Genomic DNA, 25326 nt, shown 5'->3' on the forward strand with positions numbered 1-25326 from the left:
CGGGTCCGGTTTCCTGCCAACGATCTCTGAGGAGTCCATCCATGGGCGAGCCCACAGTCGACCACTCCGGACTGCCGTCGGCCGATGACGGAGAGGTGAGCAGCGCGCGGTTCTGGAACGCGGCCCAGGGTGGGAAGGACAACTACGAGCGGGACCGGCAGGCCGTCGAGGCGGTGGAGAAGGTCGCGCCCGGCATCTCCGCGGACGCCCGCTCGGCTCGCCAGTTCCTGCGCCGGACCGTCCGCTGGGCGGCGGCCGAGGCGGGGGTCACGCAGTATCTGGACCTGGGCGCGGGTCTGCCGCTGGCGCCCGACATCCACCACATCGTCAGCCGGCACCAGCCGGACGCCCGCGTGCTGTACGTCGACAGCGACCCCGTCGTCCTGGCCCACCAGAGCGCATACCAGGACCCGCCCCTGAGCGGTTACATCGACACCGACATGCGCGACACCGACACCGTCCTGACCCACGCCGCCGAGCGCTTCGACCTCACCAAGCCCGTGATGCTGACCTTCAGCAGCGTTCTGGGGCACTTCTCGGACGACGAGGCGCACGCGTTCATCGGCCGCCTCCTCGAACCCCTGGCCCCCGGCAGCTGCCTCATGCTCAGCCACGACATCCCCACGCCCACGATCATCGCCGCGTGCGAGGTCTACTCCGCCGCGCCCGGAGCGCTGCCCTACCAGCCGCGCACCATCGAGCAGTTGCTGGCGTTCTTCGAGGGCATGGATCTCGTCGAGCCCGGTCTCGTGCCGCTCTTCGAGTGGCGGCCGGACGATGCCACGGAGGTCACCGAGGTGATGGGGTACGGCGGCGTGGGGCGGACGCGGGGCTAAACGGTCCGTAGGCGGGGCGGCGCGCCCTGGAGGCGTGCGTGGCGCAGGCCGCCTCAGCCGCCGCCTTCCGCCGAGACGTCGCCCGACGCGCCGCCCCTCGGGAAGGACACCTCCACGCGGCGGTTCTTCTTCCGCCCCTCTTCGGACCCGTTGTCCGCGATCGGATAGTCCTCACTGTAGCCGCGCACGGCGTACGTGACCTCTGGACCCAGGTGGGTCGCCAGTTCGTCGTGGACCGCCTCGGCTCGCTCCTTCGAGAGCTTCTTGCCGTGGCCGTACGAGCCGAGGTTGTCCGTGAATCCGAAGACGCGCACGTCCGTGGCCTTCTGGACCTTGGCCTCCTCGGCGATCGCCCTGATGCGGGCCGCCGCTTCCGGGTTCAGCTTGGAGCTGTCCTTCGGGAAGAGGACCTCGGCTTGGAGGGCGAACTTCACGTCCGTGTTGGTGTCCTCTCGGCGCTCCTCGCCGCCCATGTCCTCCACGACGGACTTGATGTCGAGGACCTTGGCGGGGGCGAGGGTGGCGCCGTCGGCGAGCTTCAGGCCGGGGCTGTTGGAGTCGACTTTGGGGGGTGGGGAGGTGCTGGTGCTGCCGGGGGGTGCGCTGGGATCGTCGTCGTCGGCCCAGGCCGTGGGGGCGGGGGCGAGGAGGAGGAAGGCGCTGAGGGTGGTGACTGTCGCGGTGGCCAGGGATCGGGAGCGGGTCATGGCTACTCGCCCTCGGAGATCTCGATGGGCGCGGGCGGCATCGCGCCGACCTGGAAGTTCACCGCGGTCGTCCCCTCGGGCGGGGCGGGGAACTGCGCGTACCACTCACTGGTCTGCCCCGGCTTGACGCCACCGGTGAACTTGGTGCACAGGCAGCGGCCTTCGGTGTCTCGCAGTACGAGGTAGCGCTTCTTGCCCTTGCCGTCGACAAGGTTGGCACCTGCCACCGACGAGCCGTTCTTGTTCAACTCACGCTCTTCACCACGCCAGTTGGCCGCTGCGAAGAAGCGGCTTCCGTTGTTCGTGACGGTGCCGGAGACCGTGACGAAGCCACCCTCGTCACGAACCGCCGACTTGACGGTCAGCGTGATGCTTTCCTCACCCTTGACCTCGGCCAGCACGTCGTCGGAGGACTGGGGCTGCTGTTCCTCCTGCCCCTTGTCGTCACCACCCGTGTCGTTGTTGGAGGTGCCCGAGGACGTGTTCTTCTTGTCGGAGTCCTTCGATTCGTCACCTCCGCCGTCGCTGCCGCCGCAGCCAGCCACCGCGAGGACCAGCCCAGTCGTGATCGCAGCCGCGGTCATTGCCCTGCGAGTCTTCTTGGTGCGCCGAAGTATCATCGCTACGGCTTCCTTCTCTCTTTGCTCACTTGTCAGTTGGCCAGGTGTACCGAGAAGAGTGTCGACGAGTCCGGGAGATCGTCCAGGTCGAAGTCGTCCGGGTCGATCACGATGGGGGCATCATCGCCGTCGCAGACGAACTCCACCGCCTTCTCCGGGTCAGCTGACCGAGCCAGGTCGCAACGGGGCTTGATGACAGCGGTCGCGTCAGCCCGCGCGTGCTGTCCCTCCGTGCCCGGAATGATCGAATCGCCGACGGTGTAGTTGGTGGTGACCTCCACGCGGAAGCCCGGATAGCCGTTGACCTCTGCCGTGTCGAATCCCGTCACGTGTGCGTCGTTGTCGGCCGCCAGCGAGTCCGCCGCACCCCCCGCTCCGTCATCGGCGACCATGTCGCCCAGGAGCCAGTCAAGCCACTCGTCCCCCTCGCCCGCCTCGATGGCGTCGCCCAGCCCTTCGACCATCTCGTCACGGGCGTCCTGCGCTGCCGCCAATGCCGCCGCGTCCGCGGCTGATTGGGCTCCATTGCGCGCGGACGCGGCTTGGGCGAATGCGAAGAACGCCAGGGACACGAAGAGCAGAATCCCCGTCAGCCAGATGTAGAGCGGCAGTGTTCCGCCCTTGTCGCTGTGGAGTAGAGCGCGCCTCAGCCGCCAATGACGTCGGACACGGCGTCCTGAATGGCTCCGGAGATCTGGCCGTCCAGTCCCAGTCCGTCGATGAGGACGAAGATTCCCGCGATGAGAATCATCAATCCCGCGTACTCCACGAACCCCGCTCCCCGGTCCCGTTCGCTCCCCCGAGTCACCCGGACCCTGGTAGCCACCGCCTGCGTCCACGTCATCCACGCTCCCAGCACGCGATCCTTCAGCATGACGGACGACCCTTCTCTCCCACCCGAAACCGACAACTTGACCGATCACGCGCACGCGCGCACCGTACGACACATCAACTGCCCCAAGAGGCGCCTTGCGCAACCGGCTTGAGCCGACGCTGAAAGGTTGGCGTAATTCTCGCGGTGCGGTCCGCCTCCGCGCGCGCCTCCCCGTGCGTTGCTCCAGCCTCGCCCGGCACGCGGCTATGCGCGAAGTCATGCGGGAAACCATGCAGGAAGTCATTTGACGATCCTCACCGTCCCAAAATCGAACCGAAGTCCGACCCTGACCCGAGGAACATGCCCGCCGCGATCAGAATCATCGTCGCCGGAAGCATGAAGACGAGCGTCACCATCGTCGCCTTCGGGATCGTCTTCGCTGCCCGGCGGCGGGAGTTCTGGGCGTCGGTGCGGCGCATGTCGGTGGCGAGTTGGATCAGGGTTTCGGCGATGGGGGAGCCGAGTTCCTCGCCCTGTTGGAGGGCGGAGACGAACTGGGCCACCTGTTCGGACGCGTTGCGTTTGCGGAGTTCGTCGAAGGCCTGGCGGCGGCTTACGCCCATGTCCATCTGGCGGAGGGTGATGCGGAGTTCGTCGGCCCACGGGCCCTCGTACTTCTCGGCCACGCGGTCCAGTGCCTGGCGGAAGCCCAGGCCCGCGGAGACGACCACGGCGAGGACGTCCAGGAAGTCGGGGAGCGTGCGGTCGATGACCTCGCGGCGTTCGCGTACCGCCTGCCAGATCAGGGCGTCCGCCGCTACCGCGCCGAAGACGAAGGTCATGGCCGCGAAGAGGGGTTGGGAGTTCGTGAGGAAGACGAGGCCGAGGACCAGGCCGAAGATGCCGTACACCGCGCGGCGCGCCGCGTAGCGGTCGATCGTCAGGCCGCCCGGGTTGCCCGCCATGTCGATGCGGCGGCGCTTCGCCGTCACCCGCTTCGGGCCCATGAGCCGCAGGACGAGTGGCGCGAAGCGCATGCCCAGGCGGTCCACCGCCCCGCCCGCGACCGAGACGCGGGACGCGCCCACCTCCAGGGCTACGGCGAGGTCGGCCGGGAGTTTCGCCTCGGCGCGGTACATGCGGATGCCCTGTGCCGCGCCGGCGACGGCCAGGCCCATGAGGGCGGCGAGGAGCAGTGCGGTCATCGGAGCCTCAGCTTCCCTCGGACGGAGGGCCCCAAGTCGCCTCGGGCGGAGAACCCCGACTCCCCTCGGGCGAAGAGCCCCAGCCCCCCTCGTACACGTCCGACGTCCACCCTCACACCTCGATCTTTCCCAAGCGCCTGATCACGAAGAAGCCCACGGCGTAGAGGCCCAGCGAGATCAGGATCAGGGTCTGGCCGAGGGGGGAGCCGGTCACGCGCTCCAGGGCGCCCTCGTTCGACGAGTTGATCAGCAGCAGCGATCCCAGTCCCAGGAGCGGGACCGTGAACGCCGTCGCGTGGACCTCCGAGAGCATCGTGCGGACCTCGCGCCGGGTCTCCTTGCGGTCCTCCAGGGTCTGGGTGAGGTTGCGGAGGGAGTTGACGACGGATCCGCCCGCTTTGTTGGACAGGACCAACGTCGTTACCAGCACTATCAACTCCCGGGACGGGAGGCGTCGGGCCAGTTCCTCCAGGGTGTCGTCGATGGAGCGGCCGAGGGTGAGCTGGTGCGCCACGTGGGAGAGTTCCTCGCCCGCGGGGGCCTCCAGTTCCTCCGCCGCCATTGCCAGGGACGTGCGCAGGGCGAGGCCCGCCGCCGTCGCGTTGGCGAGGATGCGGGCCACGTCGGGGAGCTGGTTGATGAAGGCCTCGATGCGTTTCTGGCGTTGCCAGTTGAGGAAGATGACCGCGCTCCAGACGGCCACGATCCCGGCGATGGGGCCGAAGAAGGGGGCCAGGGACGCGGCCGCTATCAGCCAGAGGGCGGCGACGACCGCCATGACGTACGTGAAGAACTCGCCGGGGGTCAGGTCCAGGCCCGTCGCGGAGAGGCGGAGTTGGAGTTCGCGGCCCAGGCGCGTGCGGCGCAGGCGGCGGTCCACGGCCGTGAAGCGGCGGACGCGGCCGCCGCCCTCCAGGGCCGGTCGGGTGCCCTCGCCCGTCAGGCGGTCCTCCAGGGCCTGGCGCTGGGCGCGCCCGGAGGCGTACGTCTGGAGTCCGGCGACGGCCAGCGTGCCGGTGAGGAGCGTGGCGCCCAGGGCCAGCAGCGTGGGGTTGTTCATCAGCCGGTCAGTTCCTTCGCGTCCCAGGCGCCCGAGGCGTCCCTCGTGTGCTTGTCCATCAGCCGATCGCTTCCCTCGTGTTCAGTACGTCGATGGCCTCGGCCACGCCGTAGGCGGGCGGCACCGGCTCCCCCGCCACGTACAGCTTCTCCGCGACGGGGCGCGGCAGCGGCAGGTGCTCGAAGTAGCCGTGGACGATGCGGTCGGGCCCGACCGGGCGCGGGACGAAGCGGGTCACGGGCGCGATGCGGAACTGCTGGCGACCGTGGCTGACCAGGAGCACGATCTCGGCGACCTTGCGGGAGCCGTCGGCGTGCCGGGCGAGCTGGACGACGACGTCGACGGCCGAGTTGATCTGGTCGCGCAGGGCTTCGAAGGGGACCTGGACCTCGGACATGGAGCCGAGGGTCTGGAGGCGGGTGAGGGCGTCCTCGGCGGTGTTCGCGTGGACCGTGGCGAGGGAGCCGTCGTGGCCCGTGGACATGGCCTGGAGCATGTCGAGGGTCTCGCCGCCGCGGACCTCGCCGACGATGATGCGGTCGGGGCGCATGCGCAGGGAGTTGCGTACCAGGTCGCGGATCGTTATCTGGCCCTTGCCCTCGACGTTCGGGGGGCGGGACTCCAGGCGGATCACGTGGTCCTGCTGGAGCTGGAGTTCCGCGGAGTCCTCAATGGTGATGATGCGTTCGTGGGCGGGGAGCAGGCCGGAGAGGGCGTTGAGGAGGGTCGTCTTGCCGGAGCCGGTGCCGCCGCTGACGATGATGTTGAAGCGGGCCCGTACGAACGCGGCGAACAGCATCAGCATGTGCTCGTCGAGCGAGCCGAGGCCGATGAGTTCGGGGAGCGTGTACGCGCGCGGGAAGCGGCGGATGGTGAGGGTCGCGCCGGTGAGGGCCAGCGGCGGGATGATGACGTTGACGCGTTCGCCGGTGGGCAGGCGGGCGTCGACCATGGGGTTGGACTCGTCGACGCGGCGGTTCACGGTGGAGACGATGCGTTCGATCGTCTGCATGAGCTGGTCCTCGGACGCGAAGCGGAGGGGGAGCTGTTCGACACGTCCGGCCCGCTCCACGAAGATCGAGTCGGGGCCGTTGACCATGATCTCCGTGATGGAGGCGTCGGCGAGGAGCGGTTCCAGGACGCCGAGGCCGAGTGCCTCGTCGACGACGCGGCGGACCAGGTGGGCGCGCTCGGAGGAGGAGAGGACCGGGCCCTCGCGGCTGATGATGTGGTTGAGGACGCGTTCGAGGCGGGCTCGGCGGTCGGCCGCGGAGAGGGACGACATCTCGGCGAGGTCGATCTCTTCGAGGAGCTTCGCGCGGTACGTCGCCACGAGGCCCTCGTCGCGGTCGGGCGTGACCGCGTCGGCGGGCGAGGCGATACGGGCTCTCAGGCTCATCCGGGTCAGCCTCCGGCCTCGGGGTCGTCGTTGGGCATCGTCGCGGACTTCTCGACGGTCCAGTCGGTGTCGATGAAGGGGAGGAGGGTGGGGACCTGGACGACGACGGTCGCCTTCGACGTGTCGCCGCCCTCGCTGACACTCACGTCGGCGTCGATCCCGCCGTCCATGGCGGCGTGCCCGGCCGCCTCCCCGCCGCCCTCCCCCTGCGAGGCCACCCGGGCGGCGGCCCGTGCCCCGGAGCCCGCCTGGTTCGCGGCGTAGCCGACGAGGCCGAGCTGGATCGCGGCCATGCCGATGATGAGGAGGATGGGGAGGAACCCGGCGAATTCGAGCATGGAGACGCCTGCGTCGTCGTAGGGGCGGCGGCGTCTCGGGGCGTGCGGACGTCTCGGGGCATGCAGGCGTCTCGGGGCGTGCGGGCGTCTCGGAGGGCGGGGGCCGGTGACCCGGGTGCGGAGACGCGCTCCGGCGGCCGGGCGCGCGGACAGCCACCCCCGCCCCGCCGCACCGGGGCAACCGCGGTCCAGGGCGACAGGCGTACGCCGACGCACGCCCCTCACGGCGAGTCCTCCCCCTCACGCGCCGCCCCCGCCTTCGCGTCGACGGACCACCCCGTCTCCACCCCGGGGAAGAACAGCGGCACCTTCACCTTGACGGTGGCCTCGACCACGTCGCCCACCGGCGCACAGGAGATGTCGGCGTCCTGCCAGGCCCCGGGGAGGTGTTCCTTGCCGGCGGCCTCGCAGGCACCCTGGCCGCCACCGTCCACGGCGTACGCGGCGGTCGCGGCCCGCGCCGCCTCGTCGGCCGCGTTCCCGGCCAACGAGTACGTGTATCCGTACAAGGCGCACTGCCACAGCAGCCCGATGACGGTCAGGACCAGCGGGAACATCCCGGCGAATTCGAGAGTGACGGCACCCCGGTCGGACCGCAGCCCGTCCTTGCCGACACCGGCCCCGGCCCCGGATCCGGCCCCGGGCCCGGCTCCAGCGCCGTCCCCCCGCCCCCGCTCCGACTTCCCGAGCCGCCGCGTCCCCCGTCCACCCTTCCGCCCGTGCCCCGCCGACTCCGGCTCCACAAGCCCCAGTTCACCCGCGAGCCCCCACAGCGCCTGCTTGACCGTCGACTTGCTGTCGAGGTCCTGGAGGCGGCCCGCGTCGACGGGGGCCTGGAGTTCCTTGGGGGCGTCGGGGACCGCGGTGCGGGCCGCCCGGGTGCCGGTGACGCGGGAGACGAGGGACGACTGGATCTCGGAGCCGCGGGCGGCGCGGTTGAGGACCGTCACCGTCTCCTCGGCCTTGCGGATCTGGAGCCGGTCCCAGAGCCGCACCATGCGTTTGGCGGCGCGTACGGCGACCACGTCGGGGGTCACGAGGAGGACGGCCTGGTCGGCCATCTCGACGGCGGTGGCGGTGGCGGACGTGACGTACGTGCCGCAGTCGACGACCACGACGTCGTACCGCCCGCGCAGCGCGTTGACCGTCTGCCGGGCGACCCGGTCGGTGATCTCCTCGCCGCGCTCGCCGTCGGCCGGGGCGAGCAGCAGGCCGACGCCGGTCTCGTGGGCGTACACGGCGTCCTGGACCACGCGCGGCGAGATGTCGCTGATGGTGGCGAGGTCGGCGACGGAGCGGCGGAACTGCACGTCCAGGTACGAGGCGACGTCGCCGGACTGGAGGTCCAGGTCGAGCAGCGCGGTGCTGCGGCCCGAGGCCTGGGCGGCGAGGGCGAGCTGGACGGCGGCGAGGGTGGTGCCGACGCCGCCCTTCGCGCCCGTGACGGCCACGACCTGGCCGCCGCCGGGGACGGCCGCGCCGGGCCCGCCGCCGTACAGCTCGACGGCGCTCGACCCGAGGTGGCGCCGCATCCCGCTCGACCAGGCCGCCGCGGCCTGCACCCGCTCGGCGAGGGCGTCGTAGCCGAGCGGGAAGGTGACGATGCCGCGGGCGCCGCTGTCCATCGCGGCGGTGAGCAGGGCCGGGCTGGTGTCGGCCGTGACGAGCACGACGCCGACCGCGGGGAAGCGCAGGACCAGGTCGCGGATCAGGTCGAGGGCGGGCACGGGCGCGATGCGTTCGTGGACGAGGACGACCTCGGGCAGCTCGTCGAGGGAGGTCGCGGCGAGCCGGGCCAGGGTGTCGAGCAGCGCCGTGGAGTCGGCGACGGGCGGGGCGGGTTCGGCGTCGGGGAGCTGCGCGGCGAGGCCGGTGAGGGCGCGGGCGGCGTCGACGTCGCCGACGGCGGGCAGGATGCGGGTGATCACGCGCGGCCTCCCCGGGGCCGGACCCGGCGGGTGTGCTGAGCGGGAACGTTCATGGGCCTGCTCCCCTTACTTGTCCTCGTCCAGGGTGTACGTACGGTCCCCGCGCGGCACGTCGGCCTCGCCGCCCTGCCCGACCAGGGCGAGCCGCACATGGGAGGCGAACGACTCGGCGTACGCGACGCGTTGGGCGTCCCGCGTGTCGAGGGCGAACGTGATCGGCACGGCTTCGTCCGCGCGGCGGCGGTTGCGGTCGTCGCGGTCGCCGTCGAGGGCGGTCAGCTTCCCGACGTCGATGACCTTGGCGCCCTCCACGATGACCTTCGACTGGTCCTTGCCGCGGTCGGTCTCGGCCTTGAAGGTGGCGTAGATGTTGACGGTGGAGCCGGGCGTGATCTTCCCCGCCACCCCTGTCGCCGCGTCGATCATGATCGCGATCTCCTGCTGCCCGGGGTCCAGTCGGGGCCGCTTCACGATCATGTCGGTCTGGAGCAGCGACCCCTTGCGCAGCTGCGTGACGGCGATCTTCCCGCGGATCTCCCGGAGGTTGGTCACGGCGTTGTCGGACAGCCACCGCTCGGGCATCTCGACCTTCTTGAACTGGTCCGGCTCCAGTTCCTTGTACGGCGCGATGTCCCGCTTCAGCTCGTACGCCTCGACCTCGGGCCCGACCTTGGAGTTCACGTCGCGGATCACCGAGAGCACCCCGGCGAACGCGCCGAGCGCGCACAGGACCGACAGGACCAGCAGGATGACACCTCGGCGCTGGCGTGAGTTCATGGGCCGGACTACCTACCTCGTTCGTGCAGCGAGTGCGTGTGGCTACGGACAGTGAGCGGGATGGTGCGTGGGTGTCGGACGCGTGGGTACGCGAGCGGGTGCGGCGTTAGGTCCCGCCGCGGGGCAGGGCGTGCACTGCCGGTTCGGGCGCGGCCGGTGGCATCGGGGCGGCGCAGAACGCGCAGCGGTCACCGATGAGTTCGAGACCGCACCAGTGGCAGTCCTCCCTCCGCACGGACGACACCAGTTGGTAGAGCACGGAGATGTCCGGGATGGCCGCGGCGAACTCGACGAGCTTGCCGGTGGCCCACCAGCGGGGCGAGTCCGCGGACAGCTCCACGTCGACGCAGCCCTGGACGTTCCACGCGGGCGCGAGGGTGTCCACGACCCAGTCGGGGGCGAGCTGCCCGGCCGCGTACAGCAGCTTCGTGCTGAACCCGGGCCCGGCGGGCAGCCCGTCGCCGCCCACCTTCACCAGCTCGGGCCGCGGCGCGGCGAGTACCGCGAACTGCGCTCCCGGAACCCATGACTTGGTGTGCGACCGCAGCGTCACCGGGACCCGGTCGAGCTTGGCGACCGAGCCGAGGAGGGCACCCGCGTAGATGTAGTGGCTGAGCAGCCGGGCGGCGCAGGCGAGCACGCCGGGGCTGAAGTCGCAGATCGACAACTGCCGCAGCTGCAGGGCGAGGACGGAGAGCCCGAGGGGCGGCAGGTCACTGCGCACGAGCGCGATGCGGTCGCTCTCAAGGACCGACCGGATGGCATGCAGCCGGTGCAGGACGGCGGGCGGGGCGGAGGACGGGCACAGCACGATCACATAGCCGTGGTGCTCGATGAGGGTGTGCATCTCCGTGAGGGCCTGGTCCAGGGTCTGCGCCTGGGGCCCCTGCGCCTTCGCCGACGCCTTGGTGGAGACCTTCGTGGCCGCCGACTTGGCGGCGTACCCCTTGCCCGCGTGCGCCCGCGCGGCCTGCACGGCGCTCTGCAGGACGGCGGCGGTCGGGGTGTGCCGGTCGGGCGAGGGCAGCACCAGCTCGGGGCTGGTGACGGCTATCGCGGTCGGCATGCGCACACCCCCGGCTCCGAGTCCTCACGCTCCCGTCCGCACGCCAGCGTTCACGTGCGCCTCTGACTGTGCACCATATCCACGCGGGGCCCCGGCTAACACCCAACTTCGCACTGTTCACCTCCGGGTTGTCGTGAGGCTCCGCTGTCAGGAGTGGGCGCGGAGCATTGAGCCGACGGAAGATCGGGAGCGTAGGCGCGGGTGGCCGACAGGTCGGCGCCCCGCACCGGTGACCCTCCTGCCCGCACCAACGACCTGACGTCCTGTACTCCCGTCAGACGTTCTGTGGCCCCGCCAGGAACTCCGCCGGGGCCACAGACTGCTCTTGCATATGAGGGTCAAGCTTTCCAGCCGCTCCCGAATGTCATGCCCCGCCCCACACTGCAATCTCCCCGCCAGGCATACAGGTCACTCGCCTCCCCTTCGGCCCACCAAGCCCCCAAGCCTCATAGTCATCATTCGCCCTGACGGTCAGTGCCGTTCCGCTCTCAAATTTGATCACGAGATCTCCGGCTCTTCCCACCTCAGCTTCAGCAATCACGTCACGGACCAACCGGACGAGATGGACCGCAGCAACGTCCGGCGATTCCGGATCGAAAGAAACGTGCTCCCCTGCCGCCACCTCAAGAAGCGCCTCAGTCTCGACACGCAGTTCACAATCCCCACTGGTCAGGATCGTGAGAGCCGCATCGAAGCAGACACGAGCGACCGCTTGACCCTGAAGGTTCAGATTCATGCTTACCACCCCACCGGAAGCGGATAAGTGCCGTCAGGATTCATCGGGATATGCGTTTCTGCTTTCGAGCCAGGCTTTCCATCGACCCCGATCGGCTGGCCATGCTTATTGGTGAAACGCACATAGCCATTCGGGTACCTGCCAGTCGGATTCATAACGCGAAGCATATCGGAATTTCCAGTCGACCCAGGCTTCTGCCACACACTTCCCTTTCCGTTGTCAGCTGCTCGCGCCACCCAGTCGTCACCCACTCCAGCGGGACGCTGAGGGCCGATGGCAGGAGGGCATGGCGTCGAGTTGTGAACGAGAACCGGAGTCTCACCAGCCAGCGCATAGTACGTATGGATGTCCTCGACAGTGAGGTTGTACGTCCGGGCAGGCTGTGAGAAGGCGCCGTTCTTCGTCACGGTGACGGTGTCGCCGTCATCGGTCCGGAGCGTCATGCCTGGTTCGAGGTTCTTTGCCTCTACCCAGCGGCGCTCGGACGGTGACCAGAACGGATGCTCATGGGTCGCGGTGAGGCTCTCGATCCCGTTGTCCGTTGCTATGGAGAGCTTGTTGAAGTGCTTGTCGCTCTCCGTGACGATGAGGCGCGTTACCTTCTTAAGCGCTGTTTTGCCGCTCTTCGGGTCCGTGGCGAGGACTCTGTCGCCGAGCTTGACGTCTTCGATGTCCTTCGTCTTGCCGTCCGCCATGAGGACTTCGGTTCCAGCGAGGAAGCACTTGCAGTTGGAGGGGACTCCCCCCTTCTTCGCCTTGTCCGCGCCCTTGTCGCCCCTCTTGACCAGCTTGAGGATGCCCTTCCCTGCCTTGAAGGGCTTGCCAATCGGGGTATCCAGCAGCAGCACGCCACAGCCCGCGCTCAGTTCCTTCGAACAACGCTGCCAGGCTCCGAAGTCGGGAGCGATGACACCGACCACCACACCAATGGCTTTGGTGAACCAATTATCGTTGTCCCCAGGGCCCTTCTTGAATGCGTGCAACCTGTCGATACGTGGCCCGTAGCCTGTCACTCCACGGCTGCCGCAACCGGGGTAACCGCACTGATAGGTATCCCTCGCGTTGCCGTAACCGGAGTTGTTCGGGAAGTTCGGGTACTTGTCAGCCCAAGTCTGACCGGAGGAGAAGTCCGGTGAGGCGTTGGAGTCAATGAAGTCTGCTGCTCCGCCACCACACGAACTGCCCTTGCACGTGAATTGGCTGCCCAGACCCGACGGGTCCGATGCTGTGACGGGGCTGTTCTCCGCGTAGCTGTAGCCGTTGAGGCTGCCGGGCTTCTGATGCTCGAGGAGCGGATCCACGCTGATGAACTGGCCAATTGTGGGGTCGTACTCGCGTGCGCCGACGTGCGTGAGCCCAGTCCCCTTGTCCGCCGGCTTCCCCAAGAACCCCTTGTCGTCCGGCCAGTTCGGTGTCTTCTCTCCGCGTGGCGCTCCGAAGGGCGACGTGTACCGCTTGGTCACCGCATACGTCGTCGCGTCCAACGCCACGCTCGACGTGCCGTGATGGTCAGCCGCGAGGAAGCTCAGTTGTGATTCCGCAGTGCCGTCGGCAGCTGTGCGGACCGCGATCGTCTGGCCGTTGGCCGTGTAGTAGCGGGTGCCGGAGAGGGTCTTCTTCGTGCCCTTCGTCGTCAGGCGGACTTCTGTGGCGCCGAGGTAGAGGATCGTGTCCCCGTCACCCTTCGCGCGGCGGATGAGGAGTTCGCCGTCGGCGTCGTACAGGTAGCCCGTCTCCGCGGTGCCTTCGAGGGTCTTGGCCAGTTTGCCCTCGGGGCTCCAGGTCAAGCTCTGCTGGGACTTCGGCCCGGGGCGCTTCGTGGTGTTGCCCGTCTTGTCGTACTCGTACGTGGCCGCCCGCGCGCCGGTGGTCTTGGTGAGCGGGTGCGGCTGGCCCTCGGGGGTGCCGTAGTCGTACGTCGTCGTCTCGTCGGCCGACGCCGTGTGCTGGGTCTCCGTCTTGCGCTGACCCGCCTCGTTGTACGTGTACGACGTCCAGTACGGGGCCGCCCCGTCGATGTTGGACTTCGTGCGCTTCGCGGCGGCGCAGTCCGCCGTCTTCGGGGTCCAGGCGTCGGTCAAGCGGCTGTAGCCGTCGTAGTCGAAGCACTGGAAGTCGGCTTCCTTCGTGCCGCCCTGCGTCGTCGCGTCGAAGATCGACGTGACGTTGCCTGCGTCGTCGCGCGTGAACTTCAGCTCCTGCGGCATGTAGCCGTGGACGTCGTCGGTGACGTAGGAGCGCGTCAGGCGGCGGGTGCCGGCCTCGTAGTCGTAGTTGAGGTAGGCCTTCTTGTCGGTGGCGCCGCCGCTCATGCCGAGCGTGAGCTGGCGCAGGTCGCCCTGGGGCGAGAACGCGGCGCCCTGGAGGTAGCCGGTGGTTCCGCGCAGCTTGAGCTGCTGGCCGGTGTCGTTGTAGGTGTAGTCGACCGTCTCGGCGTCGAGCCCGGCCACGGCGGGCTGGGAGGCCTGGCTGACGCTGCCGTCGAAGCGGTAGCCCGTGCTGAAGGACAGCTTCTTCGGGACGCCCGCCGTCACCAGCGGATCGTCGTCGGGCAACGTGAGCTCACTGCCTCTGACCTCATAGAGGCTCGTGTAGCTGGTGACCTTCTGGGTGTACGCCTTCCCGGTCAGGCCGCCCTCGTAGCGCACCACCGTGTCCTGCTGCCCCTTGGCGAGACCGTCGAAGGTCCAGGCGGCGAGCTTGTTGGCGTCCGTCTTCTCGTTCTGCCACATCCCCGTCTTGCGACCGAGGTCGTCATAGCCGTACAACAGCTTCCGCTTCTCCACGTCCGTCGTGCTCAGGGCGCGGTCGAGGCTGTCGTACGAGGTGGTCGTGACGCCCTTGTCCGGGTCATCGGCGCTCATCTGGCGACCGAACAGGTCGTAGGAGTAAGACCACTTGGCCTTGTCGGGGCCGGTGATCGTCTCCTGCTGACCACCCGGCGTGTACGTGTACCGCGTGGACGTGAAGTCGGTTCCGGTCGGCTTCGGGCTGCCGTACTCGCGGCGCAGCGTGATCTGGCCGCGGGCATCGGTGACCTCGGCGGTCGCCTGGCCGCCCTCGGGAGCGGTCGTGGTCACCGTGTCACCGGTGTACGCCGTGGTGGTAGACCAGCGCGTCACGCCGAAGTTCTTTGTGACGGCCTTCGTGGGACGGCCCGCCGCGTCGTAGGTGGTATCGGTCTGCACCGGGGCCTGGCTGCCCTCGGTCTGCACAGGTTTACCCTCGGGCGCCTTCGACTCGTCCCAGGTGTCGCCCTGCGTACTGACGGCAAGTCCGCGCGTGTCGTAGAGGGTGATGCCGATCAGGCGTCCGCCGACAGGGGTCGGGGTCTGGGTCTGCCTCGGGCGCAGCAGGGAGTCGTAGAACTCGTAGGAAGTGTTGTAGCCGGAGCCGTCGCCCTTGAGGGTGCCGGTGGACACCCAGGACATGTCCTTGCTGTGGACCTTGTAGTCGTAGACGTAGTTGGGGGTCTTGTCGGCCCTGAGGCGGTTGGGCAGCCACACCTGGGTGGTGCGGCCGAGGGCGTCGTACGCCGTCTCGGTGACCTTGCCGTTCGGGTCCGTGACCTTCACGGCGGCGCCGGTGCCGAAGTCCAGCTCCGTGGTGGTCTTGTGCTGCTTGGCGTTGGTCACGGTGCTGGACGTGAGCGGACCCGAAGCCTTGGGCTCGTAGGTCGTGGTGGCGGTCGCCAGACCGTTGGTGTCCTTGACCTCCACGGGACGGCCGAGCGTGTCGTACGTCGTCGTCGCCGTCTTCTGCCAGGCGGGGGCGTTGTCGGTGCCGTACGACTTCGCGCGGCCGCTCCAGGTCGCCTGGCCCTTGGTCGGCTTCTGAGAGGCCGACCAGGTCGTGGCGTCGGGGTCGTCGTAGACGGTCGCCGTGTCGGAGATGACGTCGCCGGGCTTCTTGGAGTCGGCGGGCAGGTCGAGGTCCGCGTCCGAGGTTCCACACGCCTTCGCGACCGTGCGGGTGCGCGAGACGAGCGAGTTGAGGCCCTCGTCGTTGCGGGCGTACCAGGTGCGGGTGCACGTCTCGTCGCCCGCGGCGTCGTCGTCGCCCCGGTCCTCGACGGTCTCGGCCATGCCGTACTCGTCGTACGTGGTCTTGGTGGAACGGACACGGTCGCGGGGCTCGGAGCCGCTGGTCACGCGGGTGCGTCCGTGTGTGGCGCCGGTGCGGACGTAGTACGCCTCGGTGTCGGCGTACGACTTGTGCTGCGTGGCCGTCCGCTTGGACCAGGGGTCGTTGACGGTCGCGGAGACCTCGGTGTCGCCGTCGTACGTCACCGTCTCGCGGGCAAAGCCGGCGTACTGCTCGGAGTCGGTGATCTTGGGGGCCTTGATGCCCTCGGTGTCGGCCGTCCTGCGCTTGTCGGGGTCGGGCGTCTTCTCGTCGTCCAGCTTCGCGACGCGGTCACCGTTCATGCCGCGCATGTAGACGTTGACCGTCTTCAGCCGGTCAGTGCCCTTGTCACCGGTGTAGTGGGTGACCTTCTCGTAACCCCGCCAGATCGACCAGGTGCGCTCCTTCTCCGGCGTCATCGGGTCGTCGTTGTAGTGCCAGGCGCCGCCGCCGGAGTACTCGTACGTGTGCTGGACGGCTTCCCCGCCGCCGCGCGGGTCGGTCGTGGAGACGGCGTAGACCGGGTACTTCTGGAACCAGTCCAGCTTCGGGGTCTTCTCGCCGTTGGGGGACCAGTACACCGGGTAGCAGCGCCGGGTGTTCTCGTCCGGCTTGGGCATGGTCTGACCGGCCACGCATTCGGCGGGCTTGTACGAGACGATCGTCTGCGCGCCCGTCTCCGAAGTGACCGTCTTCAGGCGGGGCTTGTCGAGGGAGATGATGTTGTCGGCGGCGCCGTCGACCCTGTTGGGCTGGAATTCGTGTGTGAACTTCACCGGCTCCAGGGCGATGTCGTCGGCGCCGCGCTTCCCGGTGTGCTGGAGCTCTTCCAGCCACAGCGCCTGGTCGGTGGAGTCACCAGTGTCACCCGGGTCGAGGTAGCGCTGCTTCAGCTTCCAGCCGTCGATCCCCCAGTAGGCGGGCTTGGGCAGGGAGGCGTTCCAGGCGTACGTGTTGATGCCGGTCATGCGCTTGCGGGTGAAGAAGGACGGACCCACGTTGCCGGTGCACTTCTTGTCGTCCTTGCAGACGCTGTCGAACGGCACGTCGGGCCAGTTGTCCCGCTTGTCCTCGGTCAGTTCGTCGCAGCCGGTGCCGGAGGCCTCGCAGCGCTCGGCGTAGGAGAAGGTGACCTTGTGGGAGGCGTCGGGCGTGGCGGAGAAGAGCGCGTCGGCGCGCTGGCCGTAGCGGATCTCCTTGAGGTAGCCGCCGCGCGTGTAGTCGGTGCCCGTGTTGTCGTCACCGAGTTTGTCGTAGTTGTTGTGCTCGGCCTCGTACCAGTACGTCATGGCGTTTTCGCGGGTGTCCTGGACGAGGTCGAGGTTCCAGCGCCATGCCTGCTTCTTGTCCCGGTCGGAGAAGCTCGAGCCGCCCTCGTGGCCGGGCTCGTCCTTGTCGTCACCGAAGACCGGGACCGTCCACACCGACTCGGTGCGGACGTCCGCGCCCGCGCCCTCCAGCTTGTTGAGGCCGAAGGTGTACGTCGTGCCGTCGCCGGTCGTGACGGTCCAGTACTCACCGTTGTCGTCACCGTTGGTGGCGCCGGTGTGGTGCTTGACGGTCGACGCGTCGTCGTCCTTCAGCCTCCACTGGCCGCTCTTGTCGTCCTTGACCAACTCGGTGGCCTTGCCGTTCAGGACCAGCGACGCGTTGTCGTACTTCCAGCACAGGTCGTACTTCTTCTCCTGCCCGTCGTCGTCGCAGGAGCCGTACTTGCGCTCGATGTACGAGGAGGTGATGTCGAAGCCCTCACCGATGACCGTGCCCTGGTTGTTCGTCGACGCCGTGCGGCCGTCCACGCTGCCGGAGTCGTAGGAGATCGACAGCTCCGGCTTCGGGCCCGCCGCGGACGGAGGCGTCCGCAGCGGATAGGACCAGGTGAAGGAGCCTGACGAGCCGCCTGCCTCCCAGGTCGAGGAGGCCGCGAGCGGGGTGGCCTTGTAGTCGCCGGAGCCCGACTTGGTGCCGGCGGCGAGGGCGAGGACCATCGTCCGTCCGGCCTTCGCACTGGACTTGGCCGCGGGGAAGGACAGCGACGCGTTCAGCCGCTCGTCCTTGCGGTCGTTGGTGAACTCGACCGGCGCGCGGGTACGGCAGTCGGCCTTGCCGGGCGTGTCGAGGGCACAGTCCGGCAGGCTCAGGACCTGGAGACGTCCGGCCCAGTCGCCGCCGTATGCCGAGGCGAACGCCGAGTAGTCGATACCCAGGCGTGCCTTGCCGCCGTCCTTGGGTGCGGTGGCCGTGAGCACGACGCCCTTGACGCCGAGCTTGCTCGCTTCCCGCTGGTCCATGACCTCGACCTTGAGCTGCTCGGCCGTCCGCTGGGGTGCGCCCTTCGTGGCCTTCGGCTCCGCGAGTGTGAGCGGCAGCGCTCCGGGGGCCGCCTTCGCGGCTCCGGATTCGGTTACTTCCAGGGTCGCCTTGCCGCCCTTGGGCCAGGTCACCGTGCGGCGCTGGTCGGCCCGCGCCCGCGCGGCCGCCTTGCGGCCCGCGTCGGCGGACTTCCGTACGACGGCCGCGTTCTTGTCGTTCGTCCGAGCTGTGAACGGCGACACCTTCGCTGAGCGTGGCGCGTCCAGCTTGGGGCGGCCCAGCGGATCGGTGGCCGCGGACGCCGTGTTCGTGAACGCCACCGGCGACAGGAGGCCTGGCAGAAGGGCGAAGCCGGTGACGGCGGCGATCCGCAGACTCCATCGGCGTCTGACGGAACTACCTATTCCGGGCAGCCCGAGGCCGAGCTGATTCATTGCGTGTCTCCTTGCGTGGGGTCGCTCGGCGGCGACCCCACGCGGTCGAAAGGCAGAGGGAAGCCGGGCAGATGCAGGGGGCGTGGCCTGCGGTGAGAGACCGCCTCGCGCCTACGTCGAGGGCTCAGCGATCTGGTCGGTCACCTGCGCTGGGGTCATCGCGCCCGTCCACACCCGCAGCTTCGCGAGATCCCCCGGCAGGTAGTGGCCGGTCGCGCCCTTCGCCGCCCCGCGCCCTGCCGTCAGGGCACCGTCGCCCTGCTGAGGCCGTGCGAGTCCGGCGTCGTCCTCGCCCTGCTGGGCGAACTGCCCGACGTAGAGCTTGGCCACGCCGAAGCGCTGGTCGCCCTCGTCGTCCGTGAAGTCGAGACCCGCGTCGAAGACACCGGTCACGTCGACCCAGGTGTCCCACTCCTCGGGGCCGATCGGCTCCTCCGCCTCGACGACAGCACTGGCGGCGACCTTTCCACTGGCGCTGACCGCGGTCCGACCGAACTTCCACCGATAGATGTCGTCGCCGGTCTTCTCCACCCACAGCGCCCATGACGACTCCTTGCCCACCGGCGTGGTCTGCCCGGCCACGAGCCCTCGGTAGCCGATGTCCTTGCCCGCGAACTCGGACTTGGTCAGCCGCACCCGCGCCGACGCCGTGAACGAGCCGGTCTCGTCGACGACGGGGCCCGCGGCCGAGGCGTACCCGCTCTTGCCGTCCAGTACGAGGGCCGTCGCGTCGTCGCCCGTCAGCCGGGCACCCGAGTCCGACAGGTCCATCGCACCCCTGCGGTAGGGGAAAGCTGTGCTGGACGGATCGTCCGGGTCCTCCGGGCTCTCTGTGACCTTGCCGCCGGAGGAGATGGTGGCGTCCCAATGCGCCACCAGTTCGTTGGTGGGCGCCCCCTTGCGTTCGAGGCGGCTCTCCTCACGGATCTCGTCGGGTTCCAACGGCCGCTGCCACGTGGCGATCTCGTCGAGCCGGCCCAGGAAGTATTCGCCGTAGCCGCCGCCGACCTTGGAGCGCCCGACCATCATGTTCCGGTCGGCCGTCCACGGTGTGTACGCGGGGGCCTCGTCCGCGAGGACCACCGGCTTCCCCTGCGGGCGTCCGTTGACGTAGAGCTGGATCGTGTCGTTGCTCTTGTCCGCGTCGCCCTGTGTGTCGAAGACGCCGACGAGATGCGTCCACACCTTCAGCGGCGGGTTCTCGGCATCGGCCAGGGACCGGATGTAGACAGGGCCGTCCTTGTCCCGGTCGGTGCGGTTGAACACCCACTTCTTGGCAGCGGACGAGTAGTAGAGCGTGAAGGCCGAGCCGTGCTCGCCCGGGGCGGACAGGACCGCGCGGTTGGCGGAGGCGTCGGTCAGATACGTCCATGCGGACACCGTGAAGGAGTCCTGCGAGTTGACGGGGACGCCGTCCGTGGAGGCGTAGCCGACCTGCTTGTCCGGGTCGCTCTGGTTGTCGTTGAGGCGCAGCGAGTAGTCCCCGGCGCCCCGGCGGCCCATCGTCGACCAGCCGGTCGCCGCCTCTTCGCGCAGGATGACGTCGTGGCGCGCACCGACCTGGCCGGTGTCATTGGCGGTCAGCCTGCTCGACCCCGGGCCGGCGTCGTCGAACCGCCAACGCCCGGTGGATCCCTCGGCCAGGCCGACCTTGAAGACGAACTCCGCGGGCGGGCCCCAACGCACCCGGCCTTCCTTGTCCAGCTTCAGGTCGCTGGCCTCCACCGAAAGTGTCTGGGTGCCTGCGAGTCCCGGTCTGACGGCGACGGGAGCCGTGCCGTCGGGCCGAGCGGGCCTTGTTTGCGTGGCGTCCGCCTCCGATGTCAGAAGGCGCCACCTGTACTGCTTCACATCCTTGTCAGCCTTGTTCGGCTTGAAGGTGAAGGCGCCGTTCGTCCCGGGGTGCCCGTTGGCCACGCAGTCATCGGCCACGCACTCCGTGAACGGCATGTGCGAAACGATCGTCGGCTCCTTCGGTGCCGTCGAGTCGATGCGCAGGTAGCACCACTTCGAGTACGGGGAGAAGAGGTCGCCCTTCTTGCCGCCGTAGACCCAGTGCGACTGGGTCCGTGCCTTGAAGCGATACAGCCCGCCGTCGGCGCGCTTGGTGGTGGTCGTCTCTTCCCTCGTGCCGTCCGGGGACCAGCCAGAGTCGGGCTCATAGTCCTTCCACACTTCCGACCACGAACCGGACGTCGTATCCGTGCTGGAGCGCTGCATCACGAACTCGGCCTGCAACGAGCCCTCTTCGTCACCCTGATGCTGCTCGACTTTGGTCTGAACGCTGGCCTGGACCCTTGGGGAGTCGACTGTCACCGTCAGCGGATCCTTCGCAGGCCGGCACTGCGCCTTGTTGCCGGTTCCCGGAATCGCCCCGACAGAGGTGGGCACCCCCGGCTTGTGCATGTACCAGACCTTGAGTTCAGCGTTCTTGTCGAACCGCTTCCACGCCCGCGGATCCCCCTCGTCCTTGGCCCGCAGCATCAGCGTGAGCCGGGACATCTTGCCGTTCGCGAGCGCCCGCACCGTCGAGGTGAGGTTCTCGTCCTTCTCGGCCGGGTTGTCGTTGAACTCGATCCAGGAGTTGGGCTGTTCGGGACTGCACAGGTCACCCCGGCCCGCCGAGACGTAACGGTCGCCCATCTGGTTCAACTGCTTCGGTCCGGGCCACCGTGTGCCCTCGGAGATGTTGTCGGTGCGCTCCAGGTCGACCCAGTGCGGCGAGCAGTTGTACGACCAGGTCTCGTACGCCCGGAAAGTGGCGTCCAGGACATGCTTGCCTGCCAGCTTCGACGGGCCGAACTCGAAGTACATCCGGTCGGTGTAGCCCTTCAGACTGCAGTAGTAGTCGTCAGCGATGCCGCAGCGCCCCACGCCCTCGGGCTCGCTGAACTTCCAGAACCTGTCTCCGTCCGACGACAGCTTCGTCCACTCCGACTTGCCCAGGCCCACCGACGGGTCGATGAAGACCGGGTACACGGTCTTCTTGCCGCGCAGCAGATCGAGGTCGGGGGTCACCGACACCGCGCCGTCGCCGACGGACACGGGCAGGTCGGCGGTCACGTCGCCCGCTCCGGGCTGCGCGGGGTCCCCGGGGGCATCGTGCTTGTTCGGCTGCTCTCCCGCGGCAGCCGACCGCAGCCCCTTGCGAACAGTGGGCGCGACATCGCCCGCCGAGTCCCACATCTGGCCGGAAGGGCCGCGGAAGACGGCGTTGCCGTCCGCGTCGACAGCGCGCAGGCCGCCGTCCGCCCCCGGCACCACGCTCAGGCCTTCACCGGCCGCGCTGAGCTTGACCTTCTCCAGCTCGGGACTTGCGGCGGCGTCGGCCGACTTGACCACGAGGACTTCGCGGTATCCCTCCGCGGTCGCGGTCAGTTGCAGGTCCACGCCGTTGACGGGCACGTTCGCGTACGTGGCGGTGGCGCCGTCGAGTGACGGCTCGGGAAGGGAGGTCGGCCAACCGAGCTTGAGCCGCTGCTCGCCCATCCCGAGGCTCAGCAGCCCCGCTCCGCTGCCGCCACCCGAGAAGGCGAGATCGACGACGGCCGCCTTCGGCCCGACCGTGCCGTCCGCCCGCTTCTCCAGCGTGACGTCGATGTCCTGCCAAACCCCGTTCTCGTCGCGGGCCCGCTGCGGCTCCGTGGACTGCGTCAGGACGTAGCTGCCGTCGGGATTGGCCATGGTCGTCGTGTACTCGGTGCGCTCCGAGCTCACTTCGACCGGCTCCCCGGTCGCCGCAGCCCGTTCCGACGCCATCTGCTCCGTCCGCCCAGCGCCCGACACCGAGGTGTGAGCCTCACCATCGGGAACGGCGAACGCGACCCCGGGCAGCAGCGAGGCGAGTACGACTGCCGCGGCCGCTCCCCCCGTCACGCGGCGCGATCTCTCACGCGTCCGGGCATGGCGATGCCCCCACCTCAACCCCACAGTCCCCACCCCAGAGTCACGAAAGCTTCACAGTTTGCAGGCGGAGTGAGTTAACGCGGGGCGAGTTCCCCAAGTCAAGGTGAACTGCGGCACAAAATTGAGCAATGACGCGACCCTGATGGGCTCCAGAAAACCGGAACTTACGACTCCGCCCGGAACCTCTTGACGCGCCACTATTACGCACCGTGACCACCCATGCGCTCCGGTGACGCGTTTGCGCCACTTGCGGAAACGCGAAGCGAGAACGGTTTGAATGGGTGCAGGGTTTGCCGGAGCGACGTTGCCGCCCCAGCCTTCAACCGGCCGCGAGCGAGCAGATATGGCCACAAGAGGAGCGGTGCGGTCACTTCACGTAGCGGCACTGACGCCCCACCTGACGAACCATCACCTCTCTGCCCTCCGCCAAAACCCTTGACATCCCCATTGGTCTGGACCACGTTGTACGACCAAGCAGCAGCGGTGGCCACCGTTTTCGTACCTCCTCCCCCACTCCCCCCCACGGAGGCAGAAGATGGACCGCGCACGCAGAAGAAGGAGTGCCCTCGTCGGCGGGCTCGCCGCGCTCGGGCTCGCGATCGCCGGGCTCGCGACCGGTGGTACCGCGAGTGCGGACACCTCGCCGGGTGCGAAGGACGCCGGGGCCCGGAGCGCCGCCGGGACGCAGGCCGCCGCCGGGGCCAAGGCCGTGCCCAAGCACGCCGTCACCGGCTACTGGCAGAACTTCAACAACGGTGCCACCGTGCAGAAGCTCAGCCAGGTGCAGAACCAGTACGACATCATCGCGGTGGCCTTCGCCGATGCCACCGGGACGCCCGGGCAGGTGACCTTCAACCTGGACTCGGCCGGGCTCGGCGGGTACACCGTCGACCAGTTCAAGGCGGACATCAAGGCCAAGAAGGCGGCGGGCAAGTCCGTCATCATCTCGGTCGGCGGTGAGCGTGGCGCCGTCGCGGTCAACAGCTCCGCCGCCGCGACGAACTTCGCGAACTCCGTCTACTCGCTGATGCAGCAGTACGGGTTCGACGGCGTCGACATCGACCTGGAGAACGGGCTCAACTCCACGTATATGACGCAGGCCCTGAAGTCGCTCGGGCAGAAGGCGGGCCCCGGGTTCGTCCTGACCATGGCGCCGCAGACCATCGACATGCAGAACAAGAACAACGAGTACTTCAAGACGGCGCTGAACGTGAAGGACATCCTCACGGTCGTCAACATGCAGTACTACAACAGCGGTTCCATGCTCGGGTGCGACGGCAAGGTGTACAGCCAGGGGTCCGTGGACTTCCTGACCGCCCTCGCCTGCATCCAGCTGGAGGGCGGCCTCGCGCCGTCCCAGGTCGGCATCGGCACCCCCGCGTCGACGCGCGGCGCCGGATCGGGCTACGTCGCCCCGTCCGTCGTCAACAACGCCCTCGACTGCCTGGCCAAGGGCACCAACTGCGGCTCCTTCAAGCCGTCCAAGACCTACCCCGGCATCCGGGGCGCGATGACCTGGTCGACCAACTGGGACGCGGCGGGCGGCAACGCGTGGTCCAACGCCGTGGGTCCGCACGTACACGGGCTCCCGTAGGCCCCGGGCCGCGCGCGGCCCCTGGCCCGCGCGCGGCCCCTTCCTCCGCAGCGCCGCCGCTCCCCCGGCGGCGCTGCTGTGCGTTCAGGCGCCGCACGCGTACTAGAAGAAGCTGCCCCAGTCCTGATCCGTGATCTGCTTGACGCACAGGATCAGGAACAGCAGGCCCGCGATCGCCAGCATGCCGTTGCTCACCCAGCCGTTGCGCCACTCGGCCGGTGTGCGCGCGGAGTTGAGCAGCCAGATCAGGGTCAGGGCGAGGAATGGCATGAAGGCCGCGCCCAGCACTCCGTAGATGATGATCAGGCGGAACGGCTGGCCCTCGAAGAGCAGGATCATGGGCGGGAACGTCAGCCAGAGGAGGTAGGCGCGGAACGGCACGGACTTCTCGCGGGCGCCGGAGGCCACCTCCTCGCCGGTGCGGGCCTCGCTGCCGGCGCCCGCCTTCGGCTTGCGGTAGCGCTCGACGAAGTCCGCGAACATCAGGCTCACGCCGTGCCACACGCCGATCAGGGACGTGAAGGACGTGGCGAGGAAGCCGATCAGGAACAGCTTGGACGTGGCCGTTCCGTACTCCTTCTCCAGGATGTCGCCGAGCTGGACCAGACCCTTGTCACCACTGGCGATGGCGATGTTCGTGGAGTGCAGCATCTCGGCGCCCACGAAGAGCATCGCGACGACGAAGATGCCGGTGGTGATGTACGCGACGCGGTTGTCGAGACGCATCACCTTCATCCAGCCCGTGTTGGTCCAGCCCTTGGCGTTCACCCAGTAGCCGTACGCGGCCAGCGTGATGGTGCCGCCGACGCCGCCGATCAGGCCGAGGGTGTTGAGGATCGAGTCCTTCTCGTCCGGTACGACGGGCAGCAGGCCCGCGAAGGCGTCGCCGAGGTTCGGGGTGACGCGGATCGCCAGGTACACGGTGACCACGAACATGACGCCGACAAGGACCGTCATGACCTTCTCGAAGACCGCGTACTTGTTGAACCAGACGAAGACCAGGCCGACCACGCCGGTGAGGATCGCCCACCACTTGAGTTCCATGACGTCCGGGAACAACGCCTGCAGCGGCAGTCCCGACGACGACATCGCGGCGGCGCCGTACACGAAGCCCCAGATCACGACGTACACGACGAAGAACCACGTGGTCCAGCGCCCGAGGCTCGACCAGCCGTCGAAGAGGGTGCGGCCCGTGGCCAGGTGCCAGCGGCCGGCCGCCTCCGCCAGGGAGATCTTCACGACGCAGCCGATGACGGCGGCCCACAGCAGGGTGTAGCCGAAGTTGCTGCCCGCGATCAGGGTCGCGACCAGGTCACCGGCGCCCACGCCGGTGGCGGCGACGACGATGCCGGGCCCGATGTACTTCCAACTGGACTTGCGGGGCGCGGACGCGACGTCCCCGCCGGATGCGGTGGGTCCACCCTTGGTTTCGGCCATGCGATCAAGAAAGCGCAAAGACTCCTGGTGC

General features: G+C 68.7%; 17 protein-coding genes. 2 read left to right on the top strand and 15 right to left on the bottom strand.

Annotation, left to right across the window (positions count from 1 at the left end; all coding sequences use genetic code 11):
- Positions 1-41 precede the first annotated feature (41 nt).
- Positions 42-836 carry an SAM-dependent methyltransferase gene (locus ACFVHO_RS25030; RefSeq protein WP_385718662.1) on the top strand — a complete coding sequence of 265 codons (795 nt, stop codon included), beginning with the start codon at positions 42-44 and terminating at the stop codon, positions 834-836.
- Between the two features lie 53 nt (positions 837-889).
- Here ACFVHO_RS25030 and ACFVHO_RS25035 read toward each other — a convergent pair whose 3' ends face one another.
- From ACFVHO_RS25035 to ACFVHO_RS25100, 14 genes are all read right to left on the bottom strand, one after another.
- Positions 890-1543: an OmpA family protein gene (locus tag ACFVHO_RS25035; protein ID WP_385718665.1), complete on the bottom strand. Its 654-nt coding sequence runs from the start codon at positions 1541-1543 to the stop codon at positions 890-892.
- A gap of 2 nt (positions 1544-1545) precedes the next feature.
- Positions 1546-2163, bottom strand: a complete 618-nt coding sequence (locus ACFVHO_RS25040) for a hypothetical protein (RefSeq protein ID WP_385718667.1) — start codon at positions 2161-2163, stop codon at positions 1546-1548.
- 32 nt (positions 2164-2195) lie between these two features.
- The gene (locus tag ACFVHO_RS25045) at positions 2196-2813 is read right to left on the bottom strand and encodes a pilus assembly protein TadG-related protein (RefSeq protein ID WP_385718855.1); all 618 of its coding nucleotides are present in this window, start codon (positions 2811-2813) and stop codon (positions 2196-2198) included.
- Positions 2810-3007, bottom strand: coding sequence for a hypothetical protein (locus tag ACFVHO_RS25050; protein WP_385718858.1), 198 nt, complete (start codon positions 3005-3007; stop codon positions 2810-2812). The genes ACFVHO_RS25045 and ACFVHO_RS25050 overlap by 4 nt, the downstream gene beginning before the upstream one ends.
- A 284-nt stretch (positions 3008-3291) precedes the next feature.
- On the bottom strand, positions 3292-4182 hold the full coding sequence (locus ACFVHO_RS25055) for a DUF5936 domain-containing protein (RefSeq protein WP_385718670.1): 891 nt from the start codon (positions 4180-4182) through the stop codon (positions 3292-3294).
- A gap of 112 nt (positions 4183-4294) precedes the next feature.
- On the bottom strand, positions 4295-5242 hold the full coding sequence (locus ACFVHO_RS25060) for a type II secretion system F family protein (protein WP_385718673.1): 948 nt from the start codon (positions 5240-5242) through the stop codon (positions 4295-4297).
- Between the two features lie 58 nt (positions 5243-5300).
- Positions 5301-6641: a CpaF family protein gene (locus ACFVHO_RS25065; protein WP_385718676.1), complete on the bottom strand. Its 1341-nt coding sequence runs from the start codon at positions 6639-6641 to the stop codon at positions 5301-5303.
- A 5-nt stretch (positions 6642-6646) separates the two neighbouring features.
- Positions 6647-6979 (bottom strand): TadE/TadG family type IV pilus assembly protein, encoded by a 333-nt coding sequence (locus tag ACFVHO_RS25070; RefSeq protein ID WP_385718678.1) that lies wholly within the window; start codon positions 6977-6979, stop codon positions 6647-6649.
- A gap of 221 nt (positions 6980-7200) precedes the next feature.
- Positions 7201-8907, bottom strand: coding sequence for a CpaE family protein (locus ACFVHO_RS25075; RefSeq protein ID WP_385718681.1), 1707 nt, complete (start codon positions 8905-8907; stop codon positions 7201-7203).
- Positions 8908-8973: 66 nt separating this feature from the next.
- On the bottom strand, positions 8974-9684 hold the full coding sequence (gene cpaB, locus ACFVHO_RS25080; protein ID WP_385718684.1) for a Flp pilus assembly protein CpaB: 711 nt from the start codon (positions 9682-9684) through the stop codon (positions 8974-8976).
- 106 nt (positions 9685-9790) lie between these two features.
- Entirely contained in the window at positions 9791-10750 is a 960-nt protein-coding gene (locus ACFVHO_RS25085; protein ID WP_385718686.1) for a hypothetical protein, read from the bottom strand.
- A 364-nt stretch (positions 10751-11114) separates the two neighbouring features.
- The gene (locus ACFVHO_RS25090; protein ID WP_385718689.1) at positions 11115-11486 is read right to left on the bottom strand and encodes a DUF6188 family protein; all 372 of its coding nucleotides are present in this window, start codon (positions 11484-11486) and stop codon (positions 11115-11117) included.
- Between the two features lie 2 nt (positions 11487-11488).
- A complete protein-coding gene (locus tag ACFVHO_RS25095) occupies positions 11489-18358 on the bottom strand; it encodes a polymorphic toxin-type HINT domain-containing protein (RefSeq protein WP_385718692.1) in 6870 nt (2289 codons plus the stop codon).
- A gap of 111 nt (positions 18359-18469) precedes the next feature.
- The gene (locus tag ACFVHO_RS25100) at positions 18470-22117 is read right to left on the bottom strand and encodes a LamG-like jellyroll fold domain-containing protein (RefSeq protein ID WP_385718695.1); all 3648 of its coding nucleotides are present in this window, start codon (positions 22115-22117) and stop codon (positions 18470-18472) included.
- Between the two features lie 682 nt (positions 22118-22799).
- On the opposite strand from ACFVHO_RS25100, the gene ACFVHO_RS25105 reads away from it, so the two are divergent.
- Positions 22800-23858: a chitinase gene (locus tag ACFVHO_RS25105; protein WP_385718698.1), complete on the top strand. Its 1059-nt coding sequence runs from the start codon at positions 22800-22802 to the stop codon at positions 23856-23858.
- Positions 23859-23960: 102 nt separating this feature from the next.
- Here ACFVHO_RS25105 and ACFVHO_RS25110 read toward each other — a convergent pair whose 3' ends face one another.
- On the bottom strand, positions 23961-25295 hold the full coding sequence (locus tag ACFVHO_RS25110) for an Nramp family divalent metal transporter (protein WP_385718701.1): 1335 nt from the start codon (positions 25293-25295) through the stop codon (positions 23961-23963).
- Between the last annotated feature and the right edge of the window lie 31 nt (positions 25296-25326).

Source organism: Streptomyces sp. NPDC127108 (genome assembly GCF_042677545.1).
Classification (GTDB): Bacteria; Actinomycetota; Actinomycetes; order Streptomycetales; family Streptomycetaceae; genus Streptomyces.